General features: G+C 68.3%; 20 protein-coding genes. 16 read left to right on the top strand and 4 right to left on the bottom strand.

The annotated features are described in order from the left end of the window. Positions 1-3 precede the first annotated feature (3 nt). The 3 genes from GH681_RS03240 to GH681_RS03230 all read right to left on the bottom strand — a co-directional run bounded on the left by GH681_RS03240 (position 4) and on the right by GH681_RS03230 (position 2,388). Entirely contained in the window at positions 4-1,068 is a 1,065-nt protein-coding gene (locus tag GH681_RS03240; protein ID WP_153160022.1) for an efflux RND transporter periplasmic adaptor subunit, read from the bottom strand. 68 nt (positions 1,069-1,136) lie between these two features. Next, positions 1,137-1,979 carry an ATP-binding protein gene (locus GH681_RS03235; RefSeq protein WP_153160021.1) on the bottom strand — a complete coding sequence of 281 codons (843 nt, stop codon included), beginning with the start codon at positions 1,977-1,979 and terminating at the stop codon, positions 1,137-1,139. Between the two features lie 22 nt (positions 1,980-2,001). Next, on the bottom strand, positions 2,002-2,388 hold the full coding sequence (locus GH681_RS03230; protein WP_153160020.1) for a sirohydrochlorin chelatase: 387 nt from the start codon (positions 2,386-2,388) through the stop codon (positions 2,002-2,004). A gap of 217 nt (positions 2,389-2,605) precedes the next feature. Between GH681_RS03230 and GH681_RS03225 the strand changes: the two genes are divergently transcribed. Then, positions 2,606-3,433, top strand: coding sequence for a peptidoglycan DD-metalloendopeptidase family protein (locus GH681_RS03225; RefSeq protein WP_153160019.1), 828 nt, complete (start codon positions 2,606-2,608; stop codon positions 3,431-3,433). On the opposite strand, the gene tcdA is transcribed toward GH681_RS03225, so the two are convergent. Continuing rightward, positions 3,411-4,196 carry a tRNA cyclic N6-threonylcarbamoyladenosine(37) synthase TcdA gene (gene tcdA, locus GH681_RS03220; RefSeq protein WP_153160018.1) on the bottom strand — a complete coding sequence of 262 codons (786 nt, stop codon included), beginning with the start codon at positions 4,194-4,196 and terminating at the stop codon, positions 3,411-3,413. The two genes, GH681_RS03225 and tcdA, sit on opposite strands and share 23 nt — an antisense overlap. Before the next feature lie 86 nt (positions 4,197-4,282). Between tcdA and GH681_RS03215 the strand changes: the two genes are divergently transcribed. The 15 genes from GH681_RS03215 (at position 4,283) to GH681_RS03145 (ending at position 23,635) form a co-directional block, all read left to right on the top strand. Further along, positions 4,283-4,939, top strand: a complete 657-nt coding sequence (locus GH681_RS03215; RefSeq protein WP_153160017.1) for an HAD family hydrolase — start codon at positions 4,283-4,285, stop codon at positions 4,937-4,939. Between the two features lie 78 nt (positions 4,940-5,017). Next, positions 5,018-5,602, top strand: coding sequence for a hypothetical protein (locus GH681_RS03210; RefSeq protein WP_153160016.1), 585 nt, complete (start codon positions 5,018-5,020; stop codon positions 5,600-5,602). 99 nt (positions 5,603-5,701) lie between these two features. Further along, positions 5,702-6,478 carry a glucose-1-phosphate cytidylyltransferase gene (gene rfbF, locus GH681_RS03205; RefSeq protein ID WP_153160015.1) on the top strand — a complete coding sequence of 259 codons (777 nt, stop codon included), beginning with the start codon at positions 5,702-5,704 and terminating at the stop codon, positions 6,476-6,478. Beyond that, the gene (rfbG, locus tag GH681_RS03200) at positions 6,463-7,530 is read left to right on the top strand and encodes a CDP-glucose 4,6-dehydratase (protein ID WP_153160014.1); all 1,068 of its coding nucleotides are present in this window, start codon (positions 6,463-6,465) and stop codon (positions 7,528-7,530) included. Before rfbF ends, rfbG begins: the two co-directional genes overlap by 16 nt. Beyond that, entirely contained in the window at positions 7,527-8,900 is a 1,374-nt protein-coding gene (rfbH, locus tag GH681_RS03195; protein WP_153160013.1) for a lipopolysaccharide biosynthesis protein RfbH, read from the top strand. Before rfbG ends, rfbH begins: the two co-directional genes overlap by 4 nt. Next, positions 8,897-10,390 (top strand): D-lyxose/D-mannose family sugar isomerase, encoded by a 1,494-nt coding sequence (locus tag GH681_RS03190; protein WP_153160012.1) that lies wholly within the window; start codon positions 8,897-8,899, stop codon positions 10,388-10,390. Before rfbH ends, GH681_RS03190 begins: the two co-directional genes overlap by 4 nt. 5 nt (positions 10,391-10,395) lie before the next feature. After that, positions 10,396-12,234 carry a thiamine pyrophosphate-binding protein gene (locus GH681_RS03185; RefSeq protein ID WP_153160011.1) on the top strand — a complete coding sequence of 613 codons (1,839 nt, stop codon included), beginning with the start codon at positions 10,396-10,398 and terminating at the stop codon, positions 12,232-12,234. A gap of 53 nt (positions 12,235-12,287) precedes the next feature. After that, a complete protein-coding gene (locus tag GH681_RS03180) occupies positions 12,288-13,958 on the top strand; it encodes a radical SAM protein (protein ID WP_153160010.1) in 1,671 nt (556 codons plus the stop codon). Between the two features lie 14 nt (positions 13,959-13,972). Continuing rightward, positions 13,973-15,118 (top strand): class I SAM-dependent methyltransferase, encoded by a 1,146-nt coding sequence (locus tag GH681_RS03175; protein ID WP_153160009.1) that lies wholly within the window; start codon positions 13,973-13,975, stop codon positions 15,116-15,118. Continuing rightward, positions 15,115-15,636, top strand: a complete 522-nt coding sequence (locus tag GH681_RS03170; protein ID WP_153160008.1) for an NUDIX domain-containing protein — start codon at positions 15,115-15,117, stop codon at positions 15,634-15,636. Before GH681_RS03175 ends, GH681_RS03170 begins: the two co-directional genes overlap by 4 nt. 16 nt (positions 15,637-15,652) lie before the next feature. Beyond that, on the top strand, positions 15,653-16,729 hold the full coding sequence (locus tag GH681_RS03165; RefSeq protein ID WP_153160007.1) for a glycosyltransferase family A protein: 1,077 nt from the start codon (positions 15,653-15,655) through the stop codon (positions 16,727-16,729). A 4-nt stretch (positions 16,730-16,733) separates the two neighbouring features. Further along, positions 16,734-17,786 carry an NAD(P)-dependent oxidoreductase gene (locus tag GH681_RS03160; protein WP_153160006.1) on the top strand — a complete coding sequence of 351 codons (1,053 nt, stop codon included), beginning with the start codon at positions 16,734-16,736 and terminating at the stop codon, positions 17,784-17,786. Between the two features lie 246 nt (positions 17,787-18,032). Beyond that, complete coding sequence (locus GH681_RS03155) at positions 18,033-19,148, top strand: radical SAM/SPASM domain-containing protein (protein WP_153160005.1); 1,116 nt, start codon at positions 18,033-18,035, stop codon at positions 19,146-19,148. Continuing rightward, positions 19,145-19,939 carry a hypothetical protein gene (locus GH681_RS03150; protein WP_153160004.1) on the top strand — a complete coding sequence of 265 codons (795 nt, stop codon included), beginning with the start codon at positions 19,145-19,147 and terminating at the stop codon, positions 19,937-19,939. The genes GH681_RS03155 and GH681_RS03150 overlap by 4 nt, the downstream gene beginning before the upstream one ends. 54 nt (positions 19,940-19,993) lie before the next feature. After that, on the top strand, positions 19,994-23,635 hold the full coding sequence (locus GH681_RS03145; RefSeq protein WP_153160003.1) for a glycosyltransferase: 3,642 nt from the start codon (positions 19,994-19,996) through the stop codon (positions 23,633-23,635). Positions 23,636-23,721: the final 86 nt, after the last annotated feature.

Raw genomic sequence — 23,721 nt, 5'->3', positions numbered from 1 at the left:
GGCTCAGCGCGCCTGACGAAGCAGACCGGCGCGCACCGGATCGAGGGCGACCAGCTCGCCGCCGGAGAGCCCTGCCAGCACCTCGACGCTGCCATCGGCGAGCGGGCTGCCCACCCGTAGCTGGCGCAGGCTGAAACCGCCCTTGCCGTCAGCCACGTAAACACCAGTGATCTCGCCCCGGCGCAGGATCGCCCCCGCCGGCACCGCCAGCCGCGGCGCATCGCCGACCACGAAATGCACCCGCGCCGCCATGCCCGGCACCACGCCGGCAGCGTCGGCGGGCAGGCTCACCCGCACCCGCGCGGTGTGGGTGCGCGGATCGGCCGAAGGCAGCACGACGATCGCCGCCGCATCCAGCCAGAGGCCGCTCTCGGGGAATTCCACCTTCGCCTTGAGGCCGGCCTTGCCCAGCTCGGCAAGGCGCGACTGGGGCACATCCACCACCGCGCGCAGACCGCCGGGTTCGTAGATCGTCATCAGCGGACGGCCCGGCTGGGCCATCTCGCCGGCTTCGGTGAGGCGCTGGGCGACCACCCCGTCGATGGGCGAAGTCACCGTCGCAAACCCGCGGGAGGCATCCACCTGAGCCCGCGCCGCCTCGGCCGACTTGTGCTGGGCCGCGGCAGAATCGAAGGCCGCCTGGGCCTGATCCACCGCCGCGGCGCTGATGAAATTGCGCGCCTTCAGGCTGCGGGTGCGTTCAAGGCTGGCCCTGGCCTCGACCACCCGGGCCTGGGCCGCCGCCACGTTGGCGGTGGCCGCCGCCACGGCCTGATCGGCCTCGCGGGTGTCGATGCGCATCAGCACGTCGCCACGGCGCACCCGGGCGCCGGCATCGACCCGCGCCTCCAGCACCCGCCCCTGCACCTGGGCGGCCACGGTGGCCTGACGGATCGCCTCGATGGTCGCCTCGCTGGCGTAGGTCTGGGCGTGGGCCTGCAGGCCGATGCGCACGGTAGGCACGTCGGCCAGCGTCGGGACGGCAGGAGCTGCGACAGGAGACAGCGCCAGCACTGCCGCGAGCAGGCCGGACGCACCGGAAAGACGGAGAGAAGTGTATAGGAACATAATATAAGAATACGCTTATATTATGTTCCGTCAAGCCGGCGGGGCCTCCCGCCGGTCAAACTGCGGCCTCAGGCCGCCAGATCGAGTGCAGCCAGCCGGCGCACCACCCCTTCCACGCAGCGACCGCCTTCGAGGAAGACCAGATCGGGGAAGGCCAGCATCCGGGCGATCGCGATGCCGCGCCCGTGGGGCTCGACCGAGCGCGCCGGATTGAGGTTGAGATAAGGCCCCGGATCGAAGCCGTTGCCCTGATCGCGGATCAGGAAGCGCACTTCCCGCGGGCGCAGCTCCACCCGCAGGTAGGCAAACCGTTCGAGATAGGCCGGCGTGTCGAGCAGGCGCTCGACCTCGTTACGCCACGCGCCACAGCTCATCAGCTCGCCCTTGCGCACGAAACCCAGCCCCAGGTTGCCGTGCTCCACGGCGTTGAGCATCAGCTCGGAAAGGGCGATCTGCACCATCTCGGATTCGGGGCACAGCCCCGCCACCAGCTGCGACAGGCCGGTGACGTCCTCCAGGGTGCGGAACGGGAAATAGCCGCCCGCCGGCGCGCTTACGCCGCCCCACGGCAGGGCCAGCGCCGCCACCAGGGCCTGGCGCTCGAAGGGTTTGACCAGGAAACCCGACACCGTGGCGTACAGCCCGGTCTCCACCGCCAGCAGATCCTCGGCTTCGAGCAGCAGCGTCACCTGCACGCCGGCATCCTTCAGGAGCGCCAGCAACGCCAGCGAACACTCATCCGAGGCCGCATCCACGATCACGCGATCGGCGGGCATGAGTTCATCCGCGAGGCGCATGCTCGCCTCGGCACAGGCAAGCTGACTGCACGCGTACCCGGCCGGCGCCAGCCAAGCCTCGATCTGCCCTGCCAACTGGGGATTGTCCCCCACCAGCCAGATGCGACTAGCCATCGAACCCCAGACCTCCCCTGTCTCAGTCGGCCGACGCAACACCGCCAGCCCCCGCCGCATAAGCCGCCATCGCCTGGACCACGCCCGCGTCCTCGCCGACGGCGGTCACCAGTTCGATCCGGCACCCTGGATGCTTGGCCTCGACCGCCTCGATCAGCGCCGGCACGTCGCGCTTGAGGTGCCCGCCCTGGGCCAGGAACAGCGGCACCACGCGCACGTCACGCGCCCCCGATGCCGCCGCGGCTTCCACCGCCTCGGCCAGGGTCGGCGTCATCAGCTCGAGAAACGCCACGCTGACCAGCGTGCCCGGACGCAGCCGACGCACCTCCTCAGCCACCCGCTGGGCCGGCAGGGCCCAGATCGGATCACGCGCCCCGTGGGCAAACAGTACGATTGCTTCCTGCGACATCCATCACTCCCGCGTCTGGCCGGCTTGCCGGCACAGACCATCGATCAACCTGACCGGCCCTTTCGGACCAGCATCAAAGGGCGACAACGCCCTCTCTGGAAGCAGACCAGTCTTTACAAGATGTTAAACCGTGCAAAGGCTTGTCCATGCTCAAATCCGCGTTCCCGCCCAACTTCCTGCAGCCGCGTGTGAAATAGTCCCGGTTGCCACTGAATTCATGACTAAAGTTATAGCCCTCATTGCCGCCGCCACATCGCTGATCGCCAATGCCCACGCCGGGTTCCGGCCAGAAGCGGTGCCCGGCGGCGTCGCCGAGATCCATGTCGCCCCGGCCGGCTCGCCGCGCCCCGAAGTGCGCTTTGGCGGGCGCCCGGTTCTCCTCCAGCAACAGCGCGACGGCTGGCACGCGCTGGTCGGCCTGTCCCTCGACACCCCCATCGGCGACCAGACCCTCGAAGTCGGCCCCGAAGGCCAGGCCCGCAGCCTGAGTTTTCCGGTGATGCCCAAGGCCTATCCGGTCCAGAAGCTCACCATCAAGAACCCCAAGATGGTCACCCCCGACCCCGCCGACGTCGCCCGCATCGACGCCGAACGCAAGCGCCAGCTGGACATCCGCAGCCAGTTCCGCGACGTGCCGGTGCCCCGCGCCGACCTCACCCTGCCCGCCGAAGGCCGCCTGTCGAGCCGCTTCGGCCTGCGTCGGGTGTTCAACGGCGAACCCCGCGCGCCCCACACCGGGCTCGACGTGGCGGTGCCCACCGGCACCCCCATCCGCGCCCCCGCCGACGGCGTCGTCACGCTGGTGGACGACCTCTACTTCAACGGCAAGACGGTCTTCGTGGACCACGGCCAGGGCTTCGTCACGATGGTCTGCCACCTCAGCGACACCACGGTGACACCCGGCCAGCCGGTGCGTCGGGGCGAGGTACTGGGCCAGTCGGGCATGAGCGGCCGCGCCACTGGCCCGCACCTGCACTGGAGCGTCTATCTCAATGGCGCAGCGGTGGACCCGGCGCTCTTCATCACCCCGCCGCCAGCGCGTTGATCGCCCGAGCCGCGGCAAACATCCCGACGCAGGCCGTCACCGTGACGATCGATCCGAAGCCGGCGCAGTTGAGGCCGGCCGGCCCGGAGGCGGGCAGCTCGCAGGCGGCATCGGGCGCGGGATAGCGCAGCGGCTCCGTGGAGAACACCGCCTCCACGCCAAATTTCTTCTTCGGGTCACGGGTAAAACCGTGGCCCTTGCGCAGCTGCCCGCGCACCTTGGCGAGCAGCGGGTCCTGGATCGTCCGCGACAGATCATCAACGCGGATCTGGGTCGGATCGATCTGCCCGCCCGCCGCGCCGCAGGTCACCACCGGCACACCCGCGCTGCGGCAGAAGGCGATCATCGCCACCTTCACGCGCACCGAATCGATCGCGTCGATCACGTAGTCGAAGCCGGCGCCCAGCACTTCGGCGCAGTTATCCACGGTCACGAAATCATCCACCACCGCCACCTGGCAGGCCGGGTTGTAGCCGGCGATCCGCTCGCGCATCGCCTCCACCTTGGCCTGGCCGAGGGTCGCGTCGCTGGCATGGATCTGGCGGTTGATGTTCGACTCCGCCACGTGGTCCAGGTCGATCAGCGTGAGCCGGCCCACGCCGCTCCGGGCCAGCGCCTCCACCGCCCACGAACCCACCCCGCCGATGCCCACCACGCACACATGCGCCGCCGCCAGCCGGGCCCGACCGGCATCGCCGTAGAGTCGGGCAAGACCGCCAAAGCGGCGGGCGTCGTCGGGCGTGGAGAGATCGGAGTTTTCCATGGCGGCAGAACGGAAGGGCGGAACGAGCGCGCAAATATACCCGAGCGCGCGATAATCACGACCGCCTTCCCAACGCCTCCATCGCCATGCCCCGCTACAGCCACATCCTGTTCGACCTCGACGGCACCCTCATCGACTCCGCCCCGGCCATCCTCGCCAGCTTCCGCGACGCCTTCGCCCGCGCCGGCCTGACGCCGGTCATCGCCATCGACGACAGCATCATCGGCCCGCCGCTCACCGAAACCCTGCAGCTGCTCGCCGGCTCGAAGGACGCCGCGCTCATCGACCGCCTCGCCGACGGCTTCAAGGCCAGCTACGACACCGAAGGCTACAAGGCCACCGCCCCCTACGCCGGCGTCGGCGAGATGCTCGCCAGCCTCAAGGCGGCCGGGCTCAGCCTCGCCATCGCCACCAACAAGCGCATCCACCCCACCCGGCTGATCCTCGACCACCTGGGCTGGCTGGGGCATTTCGACCACATCTACGCCCTCGACCTGTTCGCGCCGCGCCTGCCCAACAAGGCGGCGATGATCGGACGGCTGCTGGCCGATCACGAGATCCCGGTGGCCACCTCGATCTACATCGGCGACCGCAGCGAAGACGGCGAATCCGCCGACGCCAACCAGCTGCCCTTCCTCGCCGCCACCTGGGGCTACGGCAGCATCGCGCCTGAAGAAATGCCGCCCCACTGGCGCGCGGTGGGCACGCCGGACGCCATGCTGGCAGCGCTGCTCGCCGACTGAATTCGAATAGCATTACCGGCGGAGATTCGCTAGACTTGCATGCTTTGCAAATATTTGCAGATTCCCGTGCAGCTCACGATGACCCGCTTCAGACTCAACCGCCCCGCCTCCACGCTCCTCGCCACCCTGCTCCTCGGCCTCGTGGCCAGTGATCCTGCCGACGCCCGGCGCGTCGGCGGCGGCCGCAGCAGCGGCATGAGCCGCTCGACCAGCGTCACCGAAGCCCCGCTGCGCCCCGTCGCCGTGCGCAGCACCACCATCCAGGGCGCCAGCGCCCAGGCCGTGCCGGCCACCGCCAGCCACTTTCCCCTCCAGGACATCGGCCGGGAAAGCGCCTTTCTGATCCGCCGCGCCAACCTCGAAGCCCAGCAGCAACAACGCCTCGCTGCCGCCAACCGCCGCGTCGGCGGCAGCGAGGCGGCGGTCCCCGTCGATGGCGGCGCCGAGCCGCTCGCGCCGGTCGTCAGCGCCCCCCTGCAGGTGCCCACCGCCGCCCTGCCCACGGTCCGCGCCGTGCGCAACAACGCCGAGCCCGACTTCAACCGCTTCACCGCCCTGCCGGTCATGGCCACCGCCTGCGAGATCAAGCCCGTGATGCGCGACGACGACTACATCGCCTGCGGCGCCAATCCGCCCGAATCCCCCATGGGCAACCGGCGCTGATCCCGCGCCGGAAGAATAACCCCGTCTTTCCCCCCCTGTTCCGCCCTAAGCCCTTCCACCGCCACGCATAACATCGTCCCCATCCTTCATGGAGCGACGATGAAAGCCGTGATTCTCGCGGGTGGCCTCGGCACCCGCATCAGCGAAGAGACCGTCAACCGCCCGAAGCCGATGATCGGCATCGGCGGTCGGCCCATTCTCTGGCACATCATGAAGATCTACTCGGCCCACGGCATTCACGACTTCGTGATCTGCTGCGGCTACATGGGCTACGTGATCAAGGAGTACTTCGCCAACTACTTCCTGCACATGTCGGACGTCACCTTCGACATGACCAACAACCGCATGGAAATCCACGAGCGCCACGCCGAACCGTGGCGCGTCACCCTGGTGGATACCGGCGACAGCACCCAGACCGGCGGCCGCCTCGCCCGGGTGCGCCAGTACGTGCAGGACGAAGACGCCTTCTGCTTCACCTACGGCGACGGCGTGGCCGACATCGACATCAGCGCCGAGATTGGCTTTCACAAGGCCCACGGCAAGCTTGCCACGGTAGCCGCTGTGCAGCCCCCGGGCCGCTTCGGCGCCCTCAAGATCGCAAGCGGTGGCTGCGTCAGCGCCTTTGTCGAGAAGCCCCTGGGCGATGGCGGCTTCATCAACGGCGGCTTCTTCGTGCTGTCGCCCAAGGTGCTCGACTACATCAACGAAGGCGACCAGACCATCTTTGAAGGCCCGGTGCTCGCCCAGCTCATCGCCAGAAAGCAGCTCGCCGCCTTCCAGCACACCGGCTTCTGGCGCCCGATGGACACCCTGCGCGACAAGACCCTCCTCGAAGAACTCTGGCAGAGCGGCGAGGCGCCATGGAAAACCTGGTGACCCCCGCCTTCTGGCGCGGCCGGCGGGTCTTCCTCACCGGCCACACCGGCTTCAAGGGTGGCTGGCTCTGCCTGTGGCTTCAGGAGCTGGGCGCCGAAGTCCACGGCTTCGCCCTCGCCCCGGCCACCGACCCGGCCCTTTTCGACGTGGCCGCCGTCGGCCGCGACATGCACTCCACCATCGGCGACGTGCGCGACTACCCGGCGCTCCTCGCCGCCATGCAGGCCGCCCGACCCGAGGTCGTCTTCCACCTGGCCGCCCAGCCGCTGGTGCCGCTGTCCTACGAAACCCCGGTGGACACCTTCGCCACCAACGCCATGGGCACCGTCCATCTGCTCGAAGCCTGCCGCCACGTGGCGGGCATCCGGGCGGTCGTGGTGGTCAGCAGCGACAAGTGCTACGAAAACCGCGAGCAGCTGTGGGGCTACCGCGAGACCGACCCGATGGGCGGCCACGACCCTTACTCGGCCAGCAAGGGCTGCACCGAGCTGATCGTCGCCAGCTACCGGCGTTCGTTCCTCGCCGCGGCGGGCATTCCGCTCGCCAGCGCCCGCGCCGGCAACGTGATCGGCGGCGGCGACTGGACGCCCAGCCGCCTGGCGCCCGACGTGCTCGCCGCCTTCACCGCCGGCGAGCCCGTCACCCTGCGCAGCCCCGGCGCGATCCGCCCCTGGCAGCACGTGCTCGAACCCCTCTCCGGCTATCTCCAGCTCGCCGAGCGCCTCGTGGATGAAAGCGCCGCCTTTGCCGAGGGCTGGAACTTCGGCCCCGACGAAACCGACGCCCGCAGCGTCGCGTGGGTCGTACAGCAGCTCGCCGAAGGCTGGGGCCCCGCCGCCCACTGGGCCAGCGCCGCCACGCCCCAGGTGCATGAGGCCCACACCCTCAAGCTCGACTGCACCAAGGCCCGCGTCCGCCTGGGCTGGCGCCCCCGCTGGCGGGCCGACGAAGCCGTGGCGCGCAGCCTCGCCTGGTATCAAGCCTGGCAGAACGGTGCCGACATGCACCGCTACACCCTCGACGAAATCGCCGCCTTCGGAAGCAACTCATGAGCATCATCCGCCAGACCCTCACCCCCGGCGCCGACGGCAGCCTGCAGCTGGATCTCTCCGCCCACCCCGAGCTCGCCGGGCAGGATCTCGAAGTCATCGTCCGCCCCGCCCGCGCCGCCGCCGCGCCCCGCGGCTGGCGCCCGGGCATTGACCCGGTGCCGCCCTCCGGCAAGGTCGTCGGCGATCCCGAGAAGGACGCGATGATCGACGCGGCCCTCGACGCCTGGCTCACCACTGGCCGCTTCAACGACGCCTTCGAGGCGCGCCTCGCCGAGTTCGTCGGCACCACCTACGCCCTCACCGTCAATTCCGGCTCGTCGGCCAACCTGGTGGCCTTCTCCACCCTCACCTCACCCAAGCTCGGCGAGCGTGCCATCCGCCCGGGCGACGAGGTCATCACCGTTGCTGCCGGCTTTCCCACCACCGTCAATCCGATCATCCAGAACGGCGCGGTGCCGGTGTTCGTCGATGCCACCCTGCCCGGCTACAACATCGACGTGGCCATGCTCGAAGCCGCGCTCTCGCCGCGCACCAAGGCGGTGATGATCGCCCACACCCTCGGCAACCCCTTCGACCTCACCGCCGTCTGCGCCTTCTGCGAAGCCCACGGCCTGTGGCTGGTGGAAGACTGCTGCGACGCCCTCGGCTCCACCTGGATGGGCCGCAAGGTCGGCACCTTCGGTCATCTGGCCACGCTGTCGTTCTACCCCGCCCACCACATCACCATGGGCGAAGGCGGCGCGGTGCTCACCAGCGATCCGAGCCTGCGCCAGATCGCCGAATCCTTCCGCGACTGGGGGCGCGACTGCTGGTGCAAGCCCGGCTGCGACAACACCTGCGGCAAGCGCTTCGGCTGGCAGCTGGGCAGCCTGCCGCAGGGCTACGACCACAAGTACACCTACAGCCACATCGGCTACAACCTCAAGATCACCGACATGCAGGCCGCCTGCGGGCTGGCCCAGCTGGATCGGCTCGACGGCTTCATCGCCGCCCGCAAGCGCAACTTCGCGTGGCTCACCGAGGCGCTGGCCGACGCGCGGGATCTCCTCGTGCTGCCCGAAGCCACGCCCGGCAGCGATCCGTCGTGGTTCGGCTACCCCATCACCCTGCGCCCCGAGGCCGGCGTCAATCGCGTGGACCTCCTGCAATACCTCGACCAGCACAAGATCGGCACCCGCCTGCTGTTTGCCGGCAACCTCGTCCGCCAGCCCTCGATGGCCGGGCGCAACTTCCGCGTCGTCGGCGATCTGCCGGTGGCCGACCGCATCATGCGGGACACCTTCTGGATCGGCGTGTGGCCGGGGCTCACCAGCGCCCAGCTCGACTACACCGCCAGCCACATCCGCACCTTCCTCGGAGTCGACCTATGACCAAGCCCCTGATGGTCTATGAAATGGCCAACAACCACATGGGCGACCTGCCCCACGGCATCGCCACCATCCGCGCGATCCGCGAGGCCTGCCGCGGCTTTGAAGACGACTTCGACTTCGCCTTCAAGCTCCAGTACCGCGATCTGGACACCTTCATCCACGCCTCCGCCCGCGGCCGCGACGACATCAAGTACGTCAAGCGCTTCGAGGAAACCCGGCTCTCCGACGAAGCCTTCCGCGCCCTGGTGGCCGAGATGGACGCCCAGGGCTTCATCACCGTGTGCACGCCCTTCGACGAGAACTCGGTCGGCCGCATTGAAGCCCACGGCATCCACACCATCAAGATCGCCAGCTGCTCCTTCACCGACTGGCCGCTGCTGGAGCGCATCGCCGCCGCCGACAAGCCGGTGATCGCCTCCACCGCCGGCGCCACGCTGGATGAAATCGACAACGTGACGAGCTTCTTCCTGCACCGGGGCAAGGATCTCACCCTGATGCACTGCGTCGCCGAATACCCGACGCCCGACGAAGCCCTGCAGGTCAATCAGATCGAGCTGCTGCGCGCCCGCTACCCCGGCGTGCGCGTGGGCTACTCCACCCACGAATCACCGGACAACACCTTCGCCGTGGGCCTCGCACTGGCCAAGGGCGCCAGCGTGTTCGAGAAGCACGTGGTGCTGCCCACCGACAAATACGCCGCCAACGCCTACTCCGCCAACCCGGATCAGATCCGCGCCTGGCTGGGCGCCTGCCGCCGCGCCCGTGCCATCTGCGGCAGCCATGAGCGCTACCAGCCCTCCGCCGGCGAGCGGGCCAGCCTGCATTCCCTGCGCCGGGGCGTGTTCGCCACCCGCGACATCCCCGCGGGCAGCGTGATCGCCGCCGACATGATCGAGTTCGCCTTCCCGCCGGTCGAAGGCCAGGTCACCGCCAACGAGTGGTCCAAGTACGCCCGCTTCATCACCACGGAAGCCATCCCCGCCGGCCAGCCGGTGCGCCACGCCCAGGTTGCCGAGACCCAGTTGCGCGGCCAGGTGCTGGAGATCGTCACCGCCGTGAAGGCGCTGCTCAAGGCCGGCAACGTGGTCGTGCCCGGCAAGTCCGATCTGGAGATCTCCCACCACTACGGGCTGGAGCGCTTCAACGAGTTCGGCCTGACGATGGTCACCGTCGTCAATCGCGAATACTGCAAGAAGCTGCTGGTGATGCTCCCCGGCCAGACCCACCCGGAGCAATACCACCAGAAGAAGGAAGAGACCTTCGTCGTCCTCCACGGCCGTCTCACCCTGTGGCTCGACGGCGAGGAGCGCGAGGCCAGCGCCGGCGACGTCATCACCGTCGCCCGCGGCGTGAAGCACACCTTCAAGACCACCGAGGGCGTGGTGTTCGAGGAGATCTCCTCCACCCACGACAAGCACGACTCCTACTACACCGACCCGGCGATCGCGGCCAACCCCAGCCGCAAGACCTGGCTCACCTACTGGATGTAAGCCCGATGACGATCCGCGTTGCCGACTGGATGCTGCGTCGCCTGGCCGACGAGGGCATCCGCCACATCTTCATGCTGCCCGGCGGCGGCGCCATGTACCTCAACGACGCCGTGGCCTGCGAACCGCGCCTGGCCGCCGTGCCCTGCCACCACGAGCAGGCCGCCGCCATCGCCGCCGAGGCCGCCGGCCGCACCGGCAACGCCGGCAACCCGGGCTTCGGCGTGACGATGGTCACCACCGGCCCCGGCGCCACCAACGCCATCACCCCAGTGGCCGGCGCGTGGATCGACTCGGTGCCCATGCTGGTGCTCTCCGGCCAGGCCAAGCGCCCCGACCGCCTTGCCGGCCGCCCGATCCGCCAGGGCGGCGTTCAGGAAGTGGACATCGTCCCCATCGTCCGCCCGATCACCAAATACGCCGTCACGCTGGACGACCCGCAGATGGTGCGCGTCCATCTCGAGCAAGCCCTGCACCTGATGAAATCCGGCCGCCCCGGCCCGGTGTGGATCGACGTGCCCCTCGACGTGCAGGCCGCCCCCATCGACCCGGACACCCTGCCCGGCTGGACGCCGCCGGCCGAGGCCACCGCCCCGACGCCCGACCTCGCTCCCGTGCTGGCGATGCTCGCCGAAGCGAAGCGCCCGCTGATCCTCGCCGGCCACGGCGTGCGCCTCGCCGGTGCCGCGGATGCCTTCCGCCAGCTCGTCGACCGCCTGCAGGTGCCCGCCGTGCTCACCTGGAACGCGCTGGACCTGTTGCCCTACGACCACCCCCTCAACATCGGCCGCCCCGGCGTGGTCGCCGCCCGCGCCGCCAACTTCGCGGTGCAGAACTGCGACCTGCTGATTGCCATCGGCGCCCGCCTCGACATGATCGTCACCACCTACAACCCCAAGGGCTTCGCCCGAGCCGCGCGCAAGGTGGTGGTGGACGTGGACGCCCATGAGCTCGCCGACAAGGCCGCGATGGCCATCGACCAGCCCCTGGCGATGGACGCTGGCGACTTCATCCGCGCCCTGCAGGCCGCCGCCACGCCCGGCGACACCGCCAACTGGCGCGCCCGCTGCACGAGCTGGAAGGCCCGCTACACCCAGAACGAAGGCCGCGTCTTCCCGCCGTCCGGCCCCATCGGCCACGCCCATTTCGTCGAGGCGCTGTCGGACGCCGCACCCGAGCACACCCTCATCGCCACCGGCAGCTCCGGCCTGGCGGTGGAGTTCTTCTACGCGGGCTTCCGCAACAAGCCGGGCCAGCGCAGCTTCCTCACCTCCGGCCTCGGCGCGATGGGCTACGGGCTGCCGGCGGCCATCGGCGCCTGCCTCGGCAACGACCGCCAGCCCATGCTGGCCGTGGAATCCGACGGCAGCCTGCAGCTCAACCTGCAGGAGCTCGCCACCCTCGCCGGGCTCCAGCTCCCGATCTGCCTGTTCATCATGAACAACGGCGGCTACGCCTCCATCCGCAACACCCAGCGCAACTACTTCAACGGGCGTTACGTGGGCAGCGGCCCGGCCTCGGGCCTCACGATGCCGGATCTCGAAAAGCTCGCCGCCGTGTATGGCCTGCCCTTCATGCGCATCGACGACTGCGCCAGCCTCGCCGATGCCCTGGCCCGCGCCCAGCAGCTGCCACGCCCCTGCCTGATCGACGTGCAGCTGGTGCCCGACGAAACCCTGCAACCCAAGTGCGCCGCCATCCCCCGCGCCGATGGCTCCATCGTCTCGATGCCGCTGGAAGACATGAGCCCCCTGCTGCCCCTCGAAACCCTCAAGGCCGAGATGATCGTGCCGCTACTGCCTGCTTCACTCGAGGCTCCGCGACCGCCCGCGGCCGCGGAGGCCTGACCCCGTAACGACAACAACGACAACGATCGACCCAACCCCAGCGAGGTGACGCCATGACCCGGATCCTGTTCATCGTTCCGCCCAATCTGCCCTTCGACAAGTACGTGAATCCTGCCGACAACACGCGCCACGTCCCAAAGGCGGACGGACGGATGTACGGCAACCTCGCCACCGACATGCCCCTCGGCATCATGTCGATGAGCGCCTACCTCAAGGAAAACACCGAGGCGCTGACGATCCAGCTCATCGACTTCAACATCGAGCTCAACGCCCTCGACCGCTTCGACGCGGCAAGCTTCGACGAGTACTTCAGCGCCACCCTCGCCGAACGCTACGCCGACTTCCAGCCCGACATCGTCGGCATCTCGTCGTTGTTCACCCCCTCGTACCACAACCTGCTCGCCCTCGGACGCAGTGCGCGGGCCTGCTTCCCGGACGCGCTGGTGATCGCCGGCGGCAGCGTGCCGTCGAGCATGTACCGGCAGATCTTCCGGCAGTGCCCAGACTTCGACGCCCTGTGCTACGGCGAAGGCGAGAAGCCGCTGCTCGATCTCGTCCGCGCCACCGACCGCCGTGCCTACATCGCCGCCAGCCCGTCGTGGATCACCATCGACAAGATCCTGCGCGGCGAACAGTTTGCCCACGACTTCATCGACAACCTCGACGAACTGCCTTTCTACGATTACGAGCTATGCGAGTTCGAGCGCTACGGGCTCAACCCGGCGCTCACCGCCTACGCCGCCATCGAAGACAAGACCAACAACTTCCACGTGATGACCTCCCGTGGCTGCCCGTTCAAGTGCACCTTCTGCGCATCCCACCAGGTGCATGGCCGCAAGATGCGCTACTACAGCCTCGAGCGCGTCCGCGCCGACTTCGAGCGCCTGCGCGACCAGTACGGCGCCCGCACCCTTGTCGTCCAGGACGACCACTTCATGGGCGACAAGGAACGCGCGCGGGCCATCGTCGACATGATCGGCGAGATGGGCATGACCGCCGTGTTCCAGAACGGCCTCGCCCTTTACGCACTCGAACGGCCGATGCTCGAGGCCATGCACCGGGCCGGCGTGTACCACCTGATGCTGTCCATCGAATCCGGCAGTGCGCGGGTGCTCAAGGACATCATGAAGAAGCCGCTCAAGGTGTCGATCGCCAAGCGCGTCGCCGCGGACTGCCGGGAGCTCGGCATCTACACCAACGCCAACATCCTCATCGGCCTGCCCGGCGAGACCAAGCAGGACATCGAGGACACCCGCCAGTTCCTGCGCACCGTCGACGCCAACTGGTTCATCATCTTCGCCGCCGCGCCGCTCGTGGGCAGCGAGATGCACGAAATCTGCGAATCCAAGGGCTACCTGACGGAAGGCTACATCGGCCAGGACTATAAGAGCGCCGTCGTCGAGACCGAGGACTTCAGCGCCGAGTACATCCAGGAACAGATCTATCTCCTCAACCTGGAACTGAACTTCGTCCATAACGCGGACATGCGCCTGGGCGACTACAGCAGCGCACTCAAGGGACTCCTCAACGCGATCCGCGCCAAGAGCGACCACGCCTTCGCGTACTACTACGCGGCCCGCTGCTTCACGCAGCTCGGCGATCACGACCGCGCCGCCCAGTACCACGCCAGGGCCGTCGAGTTCTTTGCCGCCAGCACCTTCTGGCAACGCTACCGAGACCACTTCGGGCTGGTCGTCGAGCCGGCCGTCGCCCTGGCCGCCTGAGCGGAAGCCCCACGATGCCCGCCACGGCCTGCCGGCTCTGCGCACAGCCGCTGTTTCCTGAAGCGCTGCTCGTCCAGCGCGACATGCCGGCGGCCGCCCAGGGCCTGCCCACCGCAGATCAGCTCGACACCGACCTGGGCGTCACGCTGGCGCTCCACCAGTGCAGCGGCTGCGGCACCGTCCAGCTCGTCGCCGAGCCAGTGGCCTACTGGCGTGACGTGATCCGCGCCGCCGGCATCTCCGCCGAGATGCGCGCCTACCGGCTCGAGCAGTTCGGCCGCTGGCTGGCTGAACACGGCCTCCAGGGCCGCAAGGTGCTCGAAGTCGGCTGCGGCCGCGGCGAATACCTGAGTCTGCTGCGGGAAGCCGGCGCCGACGCCTCCGGCATCGAACACCTGCCCGCCTCGGTGGCGGCCTGCCACGCCGCCGGGCTGCCGGTGGTCGAAGGCTTCATCGACGGTCCCGACACCCGCCTTGCAAGCGCCCCCTTCGACGGCTTCGCGATCCTCAACTTCCTCGAACACATCCCCACGGCCCACCTCACCCTGCGCGGCATCGCCGCCAACCTGGCCGATGGCGCCACCGGGCTCGTCGAGGTGCCCAACTTCGACATGATCCTCACGGCCGGTCTGTTCGCCGAGTTCATCCCGGATCACCTGTTCTACTTCACCCGCCAGACCCTCACCACGCTGCTGGAATCCAACGGCTTCGAGGTGCTCGACTGCAGCCCCGAATGGCACGACTACGTGCTCTCGGCCACCGTGAAGAAGCGCCGCCCGCTCGATCTGACGCCGCTTGCCGCCTGCCAGGCCGGGCTCAAGGCGAGCTTCGACGCCTTCCTCGCCCCGTTTGCCGCCGGCCGGGTGGCGATCTGGGGCGCCGGCCACCAGGCCCTGGCCCTCGTCAGCCTGATGGAGCTCGCTCCGCGCATCCGCTACGTGGTCGATTCCGCCCCCTTCAAGCAGGGCCGCTTCACCCCCGCCACCCACCTGCCCATCGTCGCGCCTGAGCGTCTGGCCGATGGCGAGGTGGACGCGGTGATCGTGCTCGCCGCCAGCTACTCCGACGAAGTCGCGCGCATCCTTCGCGAGCGCCACGGCAACCGCTTCACCGTGGCCGTGCTGAAGGGCAACCGCCTCGAAACCGTGATCGCCCCATGACCACACCAACTCCAGACGCCATCCACGAGGCCATTGCCACCCTGCGTTCCGCCGTCGGCCCTTCCGCCCGCGGCGGACTTCCGGAAGAGATCTTCCTCTTCGCCAGCAGCCTCATGCCGATGATCAACGTCGACCTGCTGATCCGCGACGACACCGACCGCACGCTGCTCACCTGGCGACACGACGCCTTCTATGGCCCAGGCTGGCACGTACCGGGCGGCATCATCCGTTTCAAGGAATCTGCTGCCAACCGCATTGCCGCCGTGGCCCAGGGCGAACTCGGCACCAAGGTGAACTTCGACAGCACACCACTGGGCATCTTCGAGATCACCAACCCGAAACGCGACGTGCGCGGCCACTTCATTTCGCTGCTGTACCACTGCACCCTTGCAGCACCACCAGATGATGCCCGCCGCTTCGATCCGTCGAATCCCAGGGTTGGCGACTGGGCCTGGCACAGCGGAGCCCCGAACGACCTGATCGTGCAGCAGCACATTTACCGCCCCTATTTCGACTGACACTGAAGGCGGCCCCATGCCCCCCCTCGATATCATCGTCACCACCTACAACGGTGCCCATCACCTCAACGACTGCCTGCGCTCGATCCGCAACCAGAGCTACCGCGACTTCCAGGTGCTGGTGATCGACAACGCCTCCACCGATGACACCGCCGAGGCCATGGCCGACTGGCTCGATCGCGACCCACGCATCCGCTACTACCGCAATGAGCAGAACGTCGGCCACATTGCCTCGGCCAACATCGCGTATCGAATGACGTCCGCCGAGTACGTGCTCCAGATGCACGTGGATGACGTCCTGCATCCGGATTTCCTCACCGAGGTACTTGCCAACGGCCTTGCCAGGCATCCCGAATGCGCGTTCGGCTACAGCCTGTTCTATCGCCTCATCAACGGGGTAGCGGTCGAGGGCACGCACCAATACCGGCCGAACCTCCCGACCGGCGTGCAGCAGGTCATGGGCCCCCTGTGCTTCACGAGCTGGATCATCCAGTCCTTCGCCGTGTTCCGCCGTGCCAACTTCGACGCGGTAGGTGGCTTCGACCGCCACATTTCCCGCTTCTGGGGCAACGACTCCGTCAGCCTCCGCGGTGGCTTCGTCGATCACTACATGTGGGCGCGCCTCGCCACCACCGGCCCCGCCTACGTGGTCGATGCGCCTCTCGGCTACTACCGCATCCACGAAAAAAGCCAGTTCACCCAGACCGCCGAACGACGACGCCTCATCCAGGAAGCCATTCGCACATACGACTACATCTACGACGACCACGACCTCTTCGACGATGTGACCCGCTACCTGGTCAAGGTGAACGAAGTGGGCCGGCTTCTCACCGACAACGGCCTGGTGAAGACCGCCATCGACATGCTCGCCAGCACCGAAACAGGCCCGGAGATCAATCCGCTCCGCAAGGGATTCCTCACGGCCCTACACGACGCCCTGCGCGTGATGATCTTCGACTCACCCAAGTGGCGCGATCACTACCAGATGGAGCCCACGGCGACGCTCGATGCCCTCGCAGCAACATTGGAAACCCTGCCGCCCGACACCATGCCGGAGAAACGCCGCGCGCCCATGGGCGGCCGGGCAAGCTGACGCCATGACCGCCGCGCCGCTTTTCGCCGCCGAGATCGACACCGCCGTCGCCCGCTTCGGCAACGGCTGGGATGCCCTGCGCGGCGCGCGCATCTTCATCACCGGCGGCACCGGCTACTTCGGACGCTGGCTGCTCCCGGCACTCGCCCGCGCCAACGACACCCTCGGCCTCGATCTGCGCGTCACCGCCCTCAGCCGCGATCCGGCCCGCTTCCTCGCCGACGCGCCCGAAGTCGCCACCAGCCCGGCGATCCGCTTTCACCCGGGCGACGTGCGCGATTTCGCCTTTCCCGCCGGCGACTTCACCCACCTGATCCACGCCGCCGCCACCTCGGCCGCCGCCACCTTCCACCGGCAGGAAGACCCGCTCACCAAGTTCGACACCACGCTCCAGGGCGCCCGCCGGGTGCTGGACCTCGCCGCCGAGCGGCGCATCCCGCGCCTGCTGATGCTGGGCTCTGGCGCCTTCTACGGCCCGCTCCTGCCCGGCCACGGCGCCTACACCGAGGACTACCCGGTCGCCCCGGCGGCCGACAACCTGGACGTCGCCATCGGCCAAGCCAAACGCGCCGCCGAATTCCTCTGCGCCGCCTACGCTGACCGCCACGGTCTGTCGTACAGCACCGCGCGCTGCTTCTCCTTCATCGGCCCGCACCTGCCCCTCGACCTGCACTACGCCATCGGCAACTTCATCCGCGACGCCCTGGGGGGCGAGGCGATCACCGTCGGCGGCGACGGCACGCCGGTGCGCTCCTATATGTACGCCGGCGATCTGGTGGTGTGGCTGCTCACCCTGCTCGTGCGGGGCGCCAACGGCCGTGCCTACAACGTGGGCTCGGACGAAGCCGTCACCATCGGCGATCTGGCCCACCGCGTCGGCCGCGTCGTTGCGCCGGGCAAGCCCGTGCGCATCCTCGGCCAGGCCACCGGCCTGCCCACCCGCAACATCTACCTGCCCAGCGTCGCCCGGGCCCGCAGCGAGCTGGGGCTGGACCTGTGGACGCCCCTCGACGAAGCCATCCGGCTCACCGCCCGCTGCGCCGAAAGCCGGAATTAGGCCGCCGTCCTCCCCCTATTCCGGCCATGCCCCAGGCCGGGCAAATCGCACAATCCGTAGCCAGACCCTGAAATGGCATCGTGCCCTTCAGAAAGCGGACAACAAGCCGTAAGTGCCGACACCACCGCGTTTTTCCCGGCTCCGGGCGAGCCCCGCAAAGCCCCCGAAAAACCGCGCAAGCCCCAACAGCCTGTCGGCACCCGGCGCGTCCTGTCCGGCTCCCGACGCCAAAACGAGATTCGAACCATGACCGCCACCCTGACTGCAGACCCCGGCCTCACCGCCTCCGAAGCTGCGAAGCGCAACGATCTCGCGTCCCGGAAGCCCCACGTCGCCGCCAAGCTCGCCCGCGTCGCCGAGATGGAAGAACGCGGCGAGATCAGTCCGATCATCCGCCTGGAAAAAAGCTATCTGTGCAACTTCCAGTGCACCCACTGCTCCGCCGAGTACTACATGGACCGGCACCTGGAGAAGGTTTTCAAGATCAAGGACGAGCGCCAGAAGATCGACCTGGACGACATCCGCCGCCTCTCGAAGGAAGCCGACGAGCTGGGCCTCGCCCGCTTCGTCATCACCGGCGGCGAACCGCTGGTGATGAAGGATTTCGACGCCGTCGTCGAAGCCATCGACCCGGACCGCCACTACGTCATCACCGACACCAACGGCTGGTTCCTCGACCTGGAACGCGCCAGGCACCTCAAGGCCATCGGCGTCGAGAAGGTCCAGCTGTCCCTCGACAGCATGATCGAGGCCGAGCACGACAAGTTCCGCAACAAGCCGGGCTCCTACAAGCGGGTGATGCGCGCCATCGACGCCTCGCTGGAAGCCGGCCTCAACCTGATCCTGTCCACCGTGCTGGTGCGCGGCCGCGGCAAGAGCGACGAGTTCCGCCAGATGTGCGAGTTCGCCAAGTCGAAGGGCATCGGGCTGTACGTGTCCTACGCCAAACCCACCGGCTCATGCACCGACCACCCCGAATTCGTCATCGACAAGGAAGACGCCGACGTGGTGCGCGAGCTCGAAAAGAGCTACCCGGTGTTCACCCACATGACGCCCTCCTACGGCTCGTTCAAGGGCTGCATCACGGTGAAGGGCATCATCACCGTCACCTCCACCGCCGAGATCACCCCCTGCCCGTACATCGACTTCTCCCTGGGCAACCTGCGCCAGAACTCCCTCAAGGAGATCCTCGATCGAGGCATGCGCAACCCCTGGCTCGGACCGCACCGGCCCGACTGCCTGATCGGCGAAGACCCGCAGTTCATCAAGATCCACACCGAACGCACCAAGGGTGCCACCCACCTGCCCCTGCCCTGGGGCAAGGGCTTCTCGGACAACGACTCGCTGCAGGACGAAAAATGAGCACAGCCACCCTCGCCCCCGCCGCCTTCGACGAATTCGGCCGCTGCCTGCCCACCGCCGTCCAGTCGCCGGTGCATCGGCAGTCGCGGCGCTATTTCCGCCTCGGCACGCCGGCCGTCGATCCCGCCGCCATCCTCGCCCGCCTGGGCCGCCATCTGGGCGCCGGCAAGGGCCTGGATGTGAACAGCTTCACCCGCCGCATCGACGCCATCCGCGCCCGCCTGGCGGCCGATCCCGCCACTGCCGGGATGCTCAACGGCCTCGCCGTGCCCTTCATCGTGCCGCGCACGCCGGTGACCGAGATCGGTACGCTGATGGAAGAAGGCTACCTGCCGGCCGTCGCCCGCAGCTTTGAAGAAGCCTTCCCGGCCGAGCGCTTCACCAACCACGTCAAGCTCGGCCTTGCCGGCAAGCTCACCGTCCAGCCCGGCTCGCGCCACGAGCGGCTGATCGAGGCGATGGGCGACGACGAGGTGGTCGGGCTGTACTTCCCCTGCCTCACCGAATACTCCCTGCCCGCAGCGGTCGAGCAGATCGCCAGCCTGCCGGATCACCTCCTGCTCGCCGGCGGCTTCGACACCGCCGCCGCCTTCGTGGGCGTGCCCGACCTGCTGCTGCGCACCGACGGCTACCCGCCGCTCCTGTGGCTCACCGGCCTCGCAGGCGAGAAGCCCGGCATCGGCTATCACTTCGAGGCCTACGGCCACGACCTCACCTTCAACCGGCGGGCTCACCTCGGCCAGACCGCCGAATACTGGTGGAGCGGTATCTCCGTCCTCGAAACCCGCTAAACAGAAACCCGAAACCCGTCAGCGGAGCACGCTCCGCCCAACCAGACCGCCACCATGCCCGCAAGCCCCCCCAGCCTCTACGCCAGGCGCCGCCATCCGTACTACGTGTTCGCACCAGACTACGTGCGGACGTCGGCCGGCATTCGGGTCATGCACCAGATCTGCGACACGCTCAATCGGCTTGGCGAAGAAGCCTACCTCACCACACAGGTCGTCAATCCAAGGCTCAACACCCCCCTGCTAACCGACGCGGTCCGCGCCCGTCACGAAGAAGCCGGTTTGCGTCCGATCGCCATCTACCCCGAGATCGTCGGCGCCAACCCGCTCGACTGCGACGTGGTCGTGCGCTACATCCTCAACCGCCCCGGCGTACTCGGCGAAAAGCCCGCCTACGCAAACACCGACCTCTTCTGGATTCACTCCGACGAATTGCGGGAATACGTGCCCAACGCGATTGGCACGCTGTATCTCCCCCCCGTGGACACCTCGCTCTTCCACAACAGGGACAATCCCGACGACGACCAACGAAGTGGTGCCTGCATCTATTTCGGGCGCTACCGGGAAGGACAGCGGGAACACGCCGAGCTGGCCGATCGCTGCACGGTCATCACCAAGGATTTTCCGGCGACCCACGAAGAACTCGCCGCACTCCTGCGCCGCAGCACGCACCTGTATTGCTTCGAAAACACCTCCGTCACGATGGAAGCCCGCCTCTGCGGTTGCCCCGTCGTGCAGCTTCCCAGCAGCTTCCTCAATCCGGCCAAGCCGTGGGGCACCCACCTCGGCCTGGACTTGGGCCTGACCGACGGTGACGCGCCCGAAACGCTCGCGGCAGCCCGGGCCGCGCTGCCGGAACTCGACCGACGCTATCAGGAACTCGAAACTCGCTTCTGGGACGATCTTGCTGATCTGGTGCGCGAGACTCAGCGCGCTGCCACCCGTTGTCCCCCACGCAAACGCCCGCTCCCCGACAAGGCCGAGGACGAACTCTCCAAGCTCTACGAAACCTGGCGCGCCCGCCGCACGCTGCAGGAGATCGACGCCCAGCTGCTCGCCGAGCGCATGGTGCTCACCTGGAAGACCCGCCCGGGCATCCACCTGCTGATGGCCGTCCACCCGGGCGAGGAAAACCTCCTCGCCGACACCCTCGACAGCCTCGCCGCCCAGCTCTACCCCGAGTGGCTGCTCACCGTCGCCACCGTGCTGCCCACGCCCGAGGGCCTGGGCGACATCCCCAACCTGCAGTGGCTCGCCCTGCGCGACGCCGCCCACATCGACTACGTGCTGGGTGAGATGGCCGCCGCCTCGCCGGGCAGCTGGCTGGCCCGCATCGAGCCGGGCGTCACCTTCGAGCCGCACACCCTGCAGGTCGTCGCCGACTACATCAACATCCGCCCCGACTGGCGCCTCATCTACACCGACGAAGACACCCGCGAACCCGACGGCCGCTACAGCCAGCCCTGCTTCAAGCCTGACTTCAACCTCGACCTGCTGCGCGCCCAGGCCTACTTCGGCAGCTTCGTGGTGGTCGCCAAGGACGCCTTCCTGGCCGCCGGCCGCTATGGCAGCCACAGCGGCGCCGAAAACTACGACCTCGCCCTGCGGGTGCTCGACCACGCCGGCGAAGCCGCCATCGGCCACATCGACCAGATGCTCGCCCACCTGCCCCGGGCCTCGGCACGCACCATGAACCCGGCCGCCGAGAAGGCCGCCCTCGCCGACCACCTCGCCCGCCACGGCCTCGACGCGGTGATCCACGACGGCGCGTCCTTCGGCACCCGCCGCGTGCAGTACCGCTGGGCCGACGCGCCCCTCGTCAGCATCGTCATCCAGACCCGCGACCGGGAGGAATACCTGCGTCCGCTGCTCGACAGCATCGCCACCCGCACCGATTACCCGAACTACGAGCTCGTCGTCGTCGACAACGACAGCACCGACCCCGACGCCGTCGCCTACCTGCGCGGCCTCGCGACCGAAGCCCGCTGGGCCGGCCGCTGCCGCGTCGTGGCCTGCCCCGGCGAGTTCAGCCACGCCCGCGGCGCCAACGCCGGCGCCGCCGCCGCCCACGGCGACTACCTGCTGTTCCTCGACAACGACACCCACGTCGTGCAGGACGAATGGCTCGTCCGAATGATGGACATCGCCATGCGACCGGAAGTCGGCATCGTCGGCCCGCGCCTCACCTACCCGGAAACCGCCAAGGTCCAGCACACCGGCTGGGTGCTCGGCCTGCGCGGCAGCGCCGGCAGCCCCTGGAACAACGACCTCGAGATCACCGATCCGGGCTACATGGCCCGCGCCCTGTGCGACCAGAACGTCAGCGCCGTGTGCGGCTCGGCCCTGCTCGTGCGGCGCAGCCTGTTCGATCAGCTGGGCGGCATCGACGCCGAGGGCTTCCCGCTCTCCCACGGCACCCTCGACCTGTGCCTGCGTGCCCGCGAAGCCGGCAGCAAGATCGTGTGGACGCCCTACTCGATGCTGGTCCACTTCGACGCCATCTCCCTCAAGGCCCGCCAGCGCAAGCCCGACGGCATGCTCGCCGACCTGCTCGGCGCCATGGCCGCCAACGACCGCCTGCTCGAACGCTGGCTCCCCAAGCTCGCCCACGACCCGGCCTACAACCGCAATCTGAGCCTCGCCGATCCCTTCAAGCCCGAGCACGTGGCCCCGATCGACTGGGACACCCACTTCCACGACCGCCCGCGCATCCTCGGCGTGCCGCTCACCGGTGGCGCCGGCGAATACCGCCTGCGCGCCCCCCTGCGCGCCATCGGCCAGGCCGGCCTTGCCCAGACCATGATCTGCGAACCGCCCAAGGCCTTCTCGGTGCGAATCCTGTCGCCCGTCGAATTGGCCCGCGCCGCGCCGGACGCGATCATCATGCACCAGCCGCTCGACGACCCGCAGACCGACGCCCTCGAAGCCTACAAACGCTTCATGCCCCAGGTGCGGCGCATCATCACCATCGACGACCTCATCACCGCGCTGCCCAAGAAGAACTCCTTCTACAAGGCCGGCTTCAAGGACGCCCGCCCGCGCCTGCGCCGCACCCTCGGCCTCGCCGACCGGCTGGTGGTAAGCACCCGCCCGCTGGCCGACATCTGCGCCGACATGATCGGCGACATCCGGATCATGCCCAACTGCCTTGAAGGCGCCCTCTGGAACGACGTCGCCCCGCCGCGCCTGCCGCGCAAGAAGCCGCGCGTCGGCTGGGCCGGCGCCCAGCAGCATCTGGGCGATCTGGAACTCATCTACCCGGTGGTCGAAGCCCTGGCCGACGAGGTGGACTGGATCTTCATGGGCATGTGCCCCGAGCCCCTCAAGCCCTTCGTGCGCGAGTCCCACGGCTTCGTGCAGGATTTCCGAACCTATCCCCAGGCCCTGGCCCGGCTCGACCTCGACCTGGCCATCGCCCCGCTCGAAATCCACGCCTTCAACGAGTGCAAGAGCAACCTGCGCCTGCTCGAATACGGCGCGATGGGCTGGCCGGTGATCTGCACCGACATCTATCCCTACCAGAACGCCCCGGTCACCCGCCTGCCCAACGAACCCGAAAAGTGGATCAGCACGATCCGCGAACAGCTCGCCGACCCTGCCGCGCTGCAGCACGCCGGGCGCCTGCTTCAGGCCTGGGTGCGCGACGGCTACATCCTCGAAAACCACGCCACAAGCTGGTTTGCGGCCTACGGACCCTGAAGGGCATCGCCCCCACCCCAAAAGCATAACGACAACCGGCCGGAAAACCGCGCCGGTTCGTGATTTTTGGTGCTAAAGCTTTGATT

The organism is Zoogloea sp. 1C4 (assembly GCF_009469605.1).
Taxonomy (GTDB): Bacteria; Pseudomonadota; Gammaproteobacteria; order Burkholderiales; family Rhodocyclaceae; genus Zoogloea; species Zoogloea oryzae.
This window is presented reverse-complemented; position numbering and strand designations above follow the sequence as displayed.

Bases quoted from the DNA above. Each gene is read 5' to 3' on its own strand.
- GH681_RS03230 (WP_153160020.1), bottom strand. From the start codon at position 2,388: ATGTCGCAGGAAGCAATCGTACTGTTTGCCCACGGGGCGCGTGATCCG.
- GH681_RS03160 (WP_153160006.1), top strand. From the start codon at position 16,734: ATGACCGCCGCGCCGCTTTTCGCCGCCGAGATCGACACCGCCGTCGCC.
- GH681_RS03155 (WP_153160005.1), top strand. From the start codon at position 18,033: ATGACCGCCACCCTGACTGCAGACCCCGGCCTCACCGCCTCCGAAGCT.
- tcdA (WP_153160018.1), bottom strand. From the start codon at position 4,196: ATGGAAAACTCCGATCTCTCCACGCCCGACGACGCCCGCCGCTTTGGC.
- rfbG (WP_153160014.1), top strand. From the start codon at position 6,463: ATGGAAAACCTGGTGACCCCCGCCTTCTGGCGCGGCCGGCGGGTCTTC.
- GH681_RS03145 (WP_153160003.1), top strand. From the start codon at position 19,994: ATGCCCGCAAGCCCCCCCAGCCTCTACGCCAGGCGCCGCCATCCGTAC.
- GH681_RS03170 (WP_153160008.1), top strand. From the start codon at position 15,115: ATGACCACACCAACTCCAGACGCCATCCACGAGGCCATTGCCACCCTG.
- GH681_RS03175 (WP_153160009.1), top strand. From the start codon at position 13,973: ATGCCCGCCACGGCCTGCCGGCTCTGCGCACAGCCGCTGTTTCCTGAA.
- GH681_RS03210 (WP_153160016.1), top strand. From the start codon at position 5,018: ATGACCCGCTTCAGACTCAACCGCCCCGCCTCCACGCTCCTCGCCACC.
- GH681_RS03190 (WP_153160012.1), top strand. From the start codon at position 8,897: ATGACCAAGCCCCTGATGGTCTATGAAATGGCCAACAACCACATGGGC.
- rfbH (WP_153160013.1), top strand. From the start codon at position 7,527: ATGAGCATCATCCGCCAGACCCTCACCCCCGGCGCCGACGGCAGCCTG.
- rfbF (WP_153160015.1), top strand. From the start codon at position 5,702: ATGAAAGCCGTGATTCTCGCGGGTGGCCTCGGCACCCGCATCAGCGAA.
- GH681_RS03225 (WP_153160019.1), top strand. From the start codon at position 2,606: ATGACTAAAGTTATAGCCCTCATTGCCGCCGCCACATCGCTGATCGCC.
- GH681_RS03215 (WP_153160017.1), top strand. From the start codon at position 4,283: ATGCCCCGCTACAGCCACATCCTGTTCGACCTCGACGGCACCCTCATC.
- GH681_RS03185 (WP_153160011.1), top strand. From the start codon at position 10,396: ATGACGATCCGCGTTGCCGACTGGATGCTGCGTCGCCTGGCCGACGAG.
- GH681_RS03150 (WP_153160004.1), top strand. From the start codon at position 19,145: ATGAGCACAGCCACCCTCGCCCCCGCCGCCTTCGACGAATTCGGCCGC.
- GH681_RS03165 (WP_153160007.1), top strand. From the start codon at position 15,653: ATGCCCCCCCTCGATATCATCGTCACCACCTACAACGGTGCCCATCAC.
- GH681_RS03240 (WP_153160022.1), bottom strand. From the start codon at position 1,068: ATGTTCCTATACACTTCTCTCCGTCTTTCCGGTGCGTCCGGCCTGCTC.
- GH681_RS03235 (WP_153160021.1), bottom strand. From the start codon at position 1,979: ATGGCTAGTCGCATCTGGCTGGTGGGGGACAATCCCCAGTTGGCAGGG.
- GH681_RS03180 (WP_153160010.1), top strand. From the start codon at position 12,288: ATGACCCGGATCCTGTTCATCGTTCCGCCCAATCTGCCCTTCGACAAG.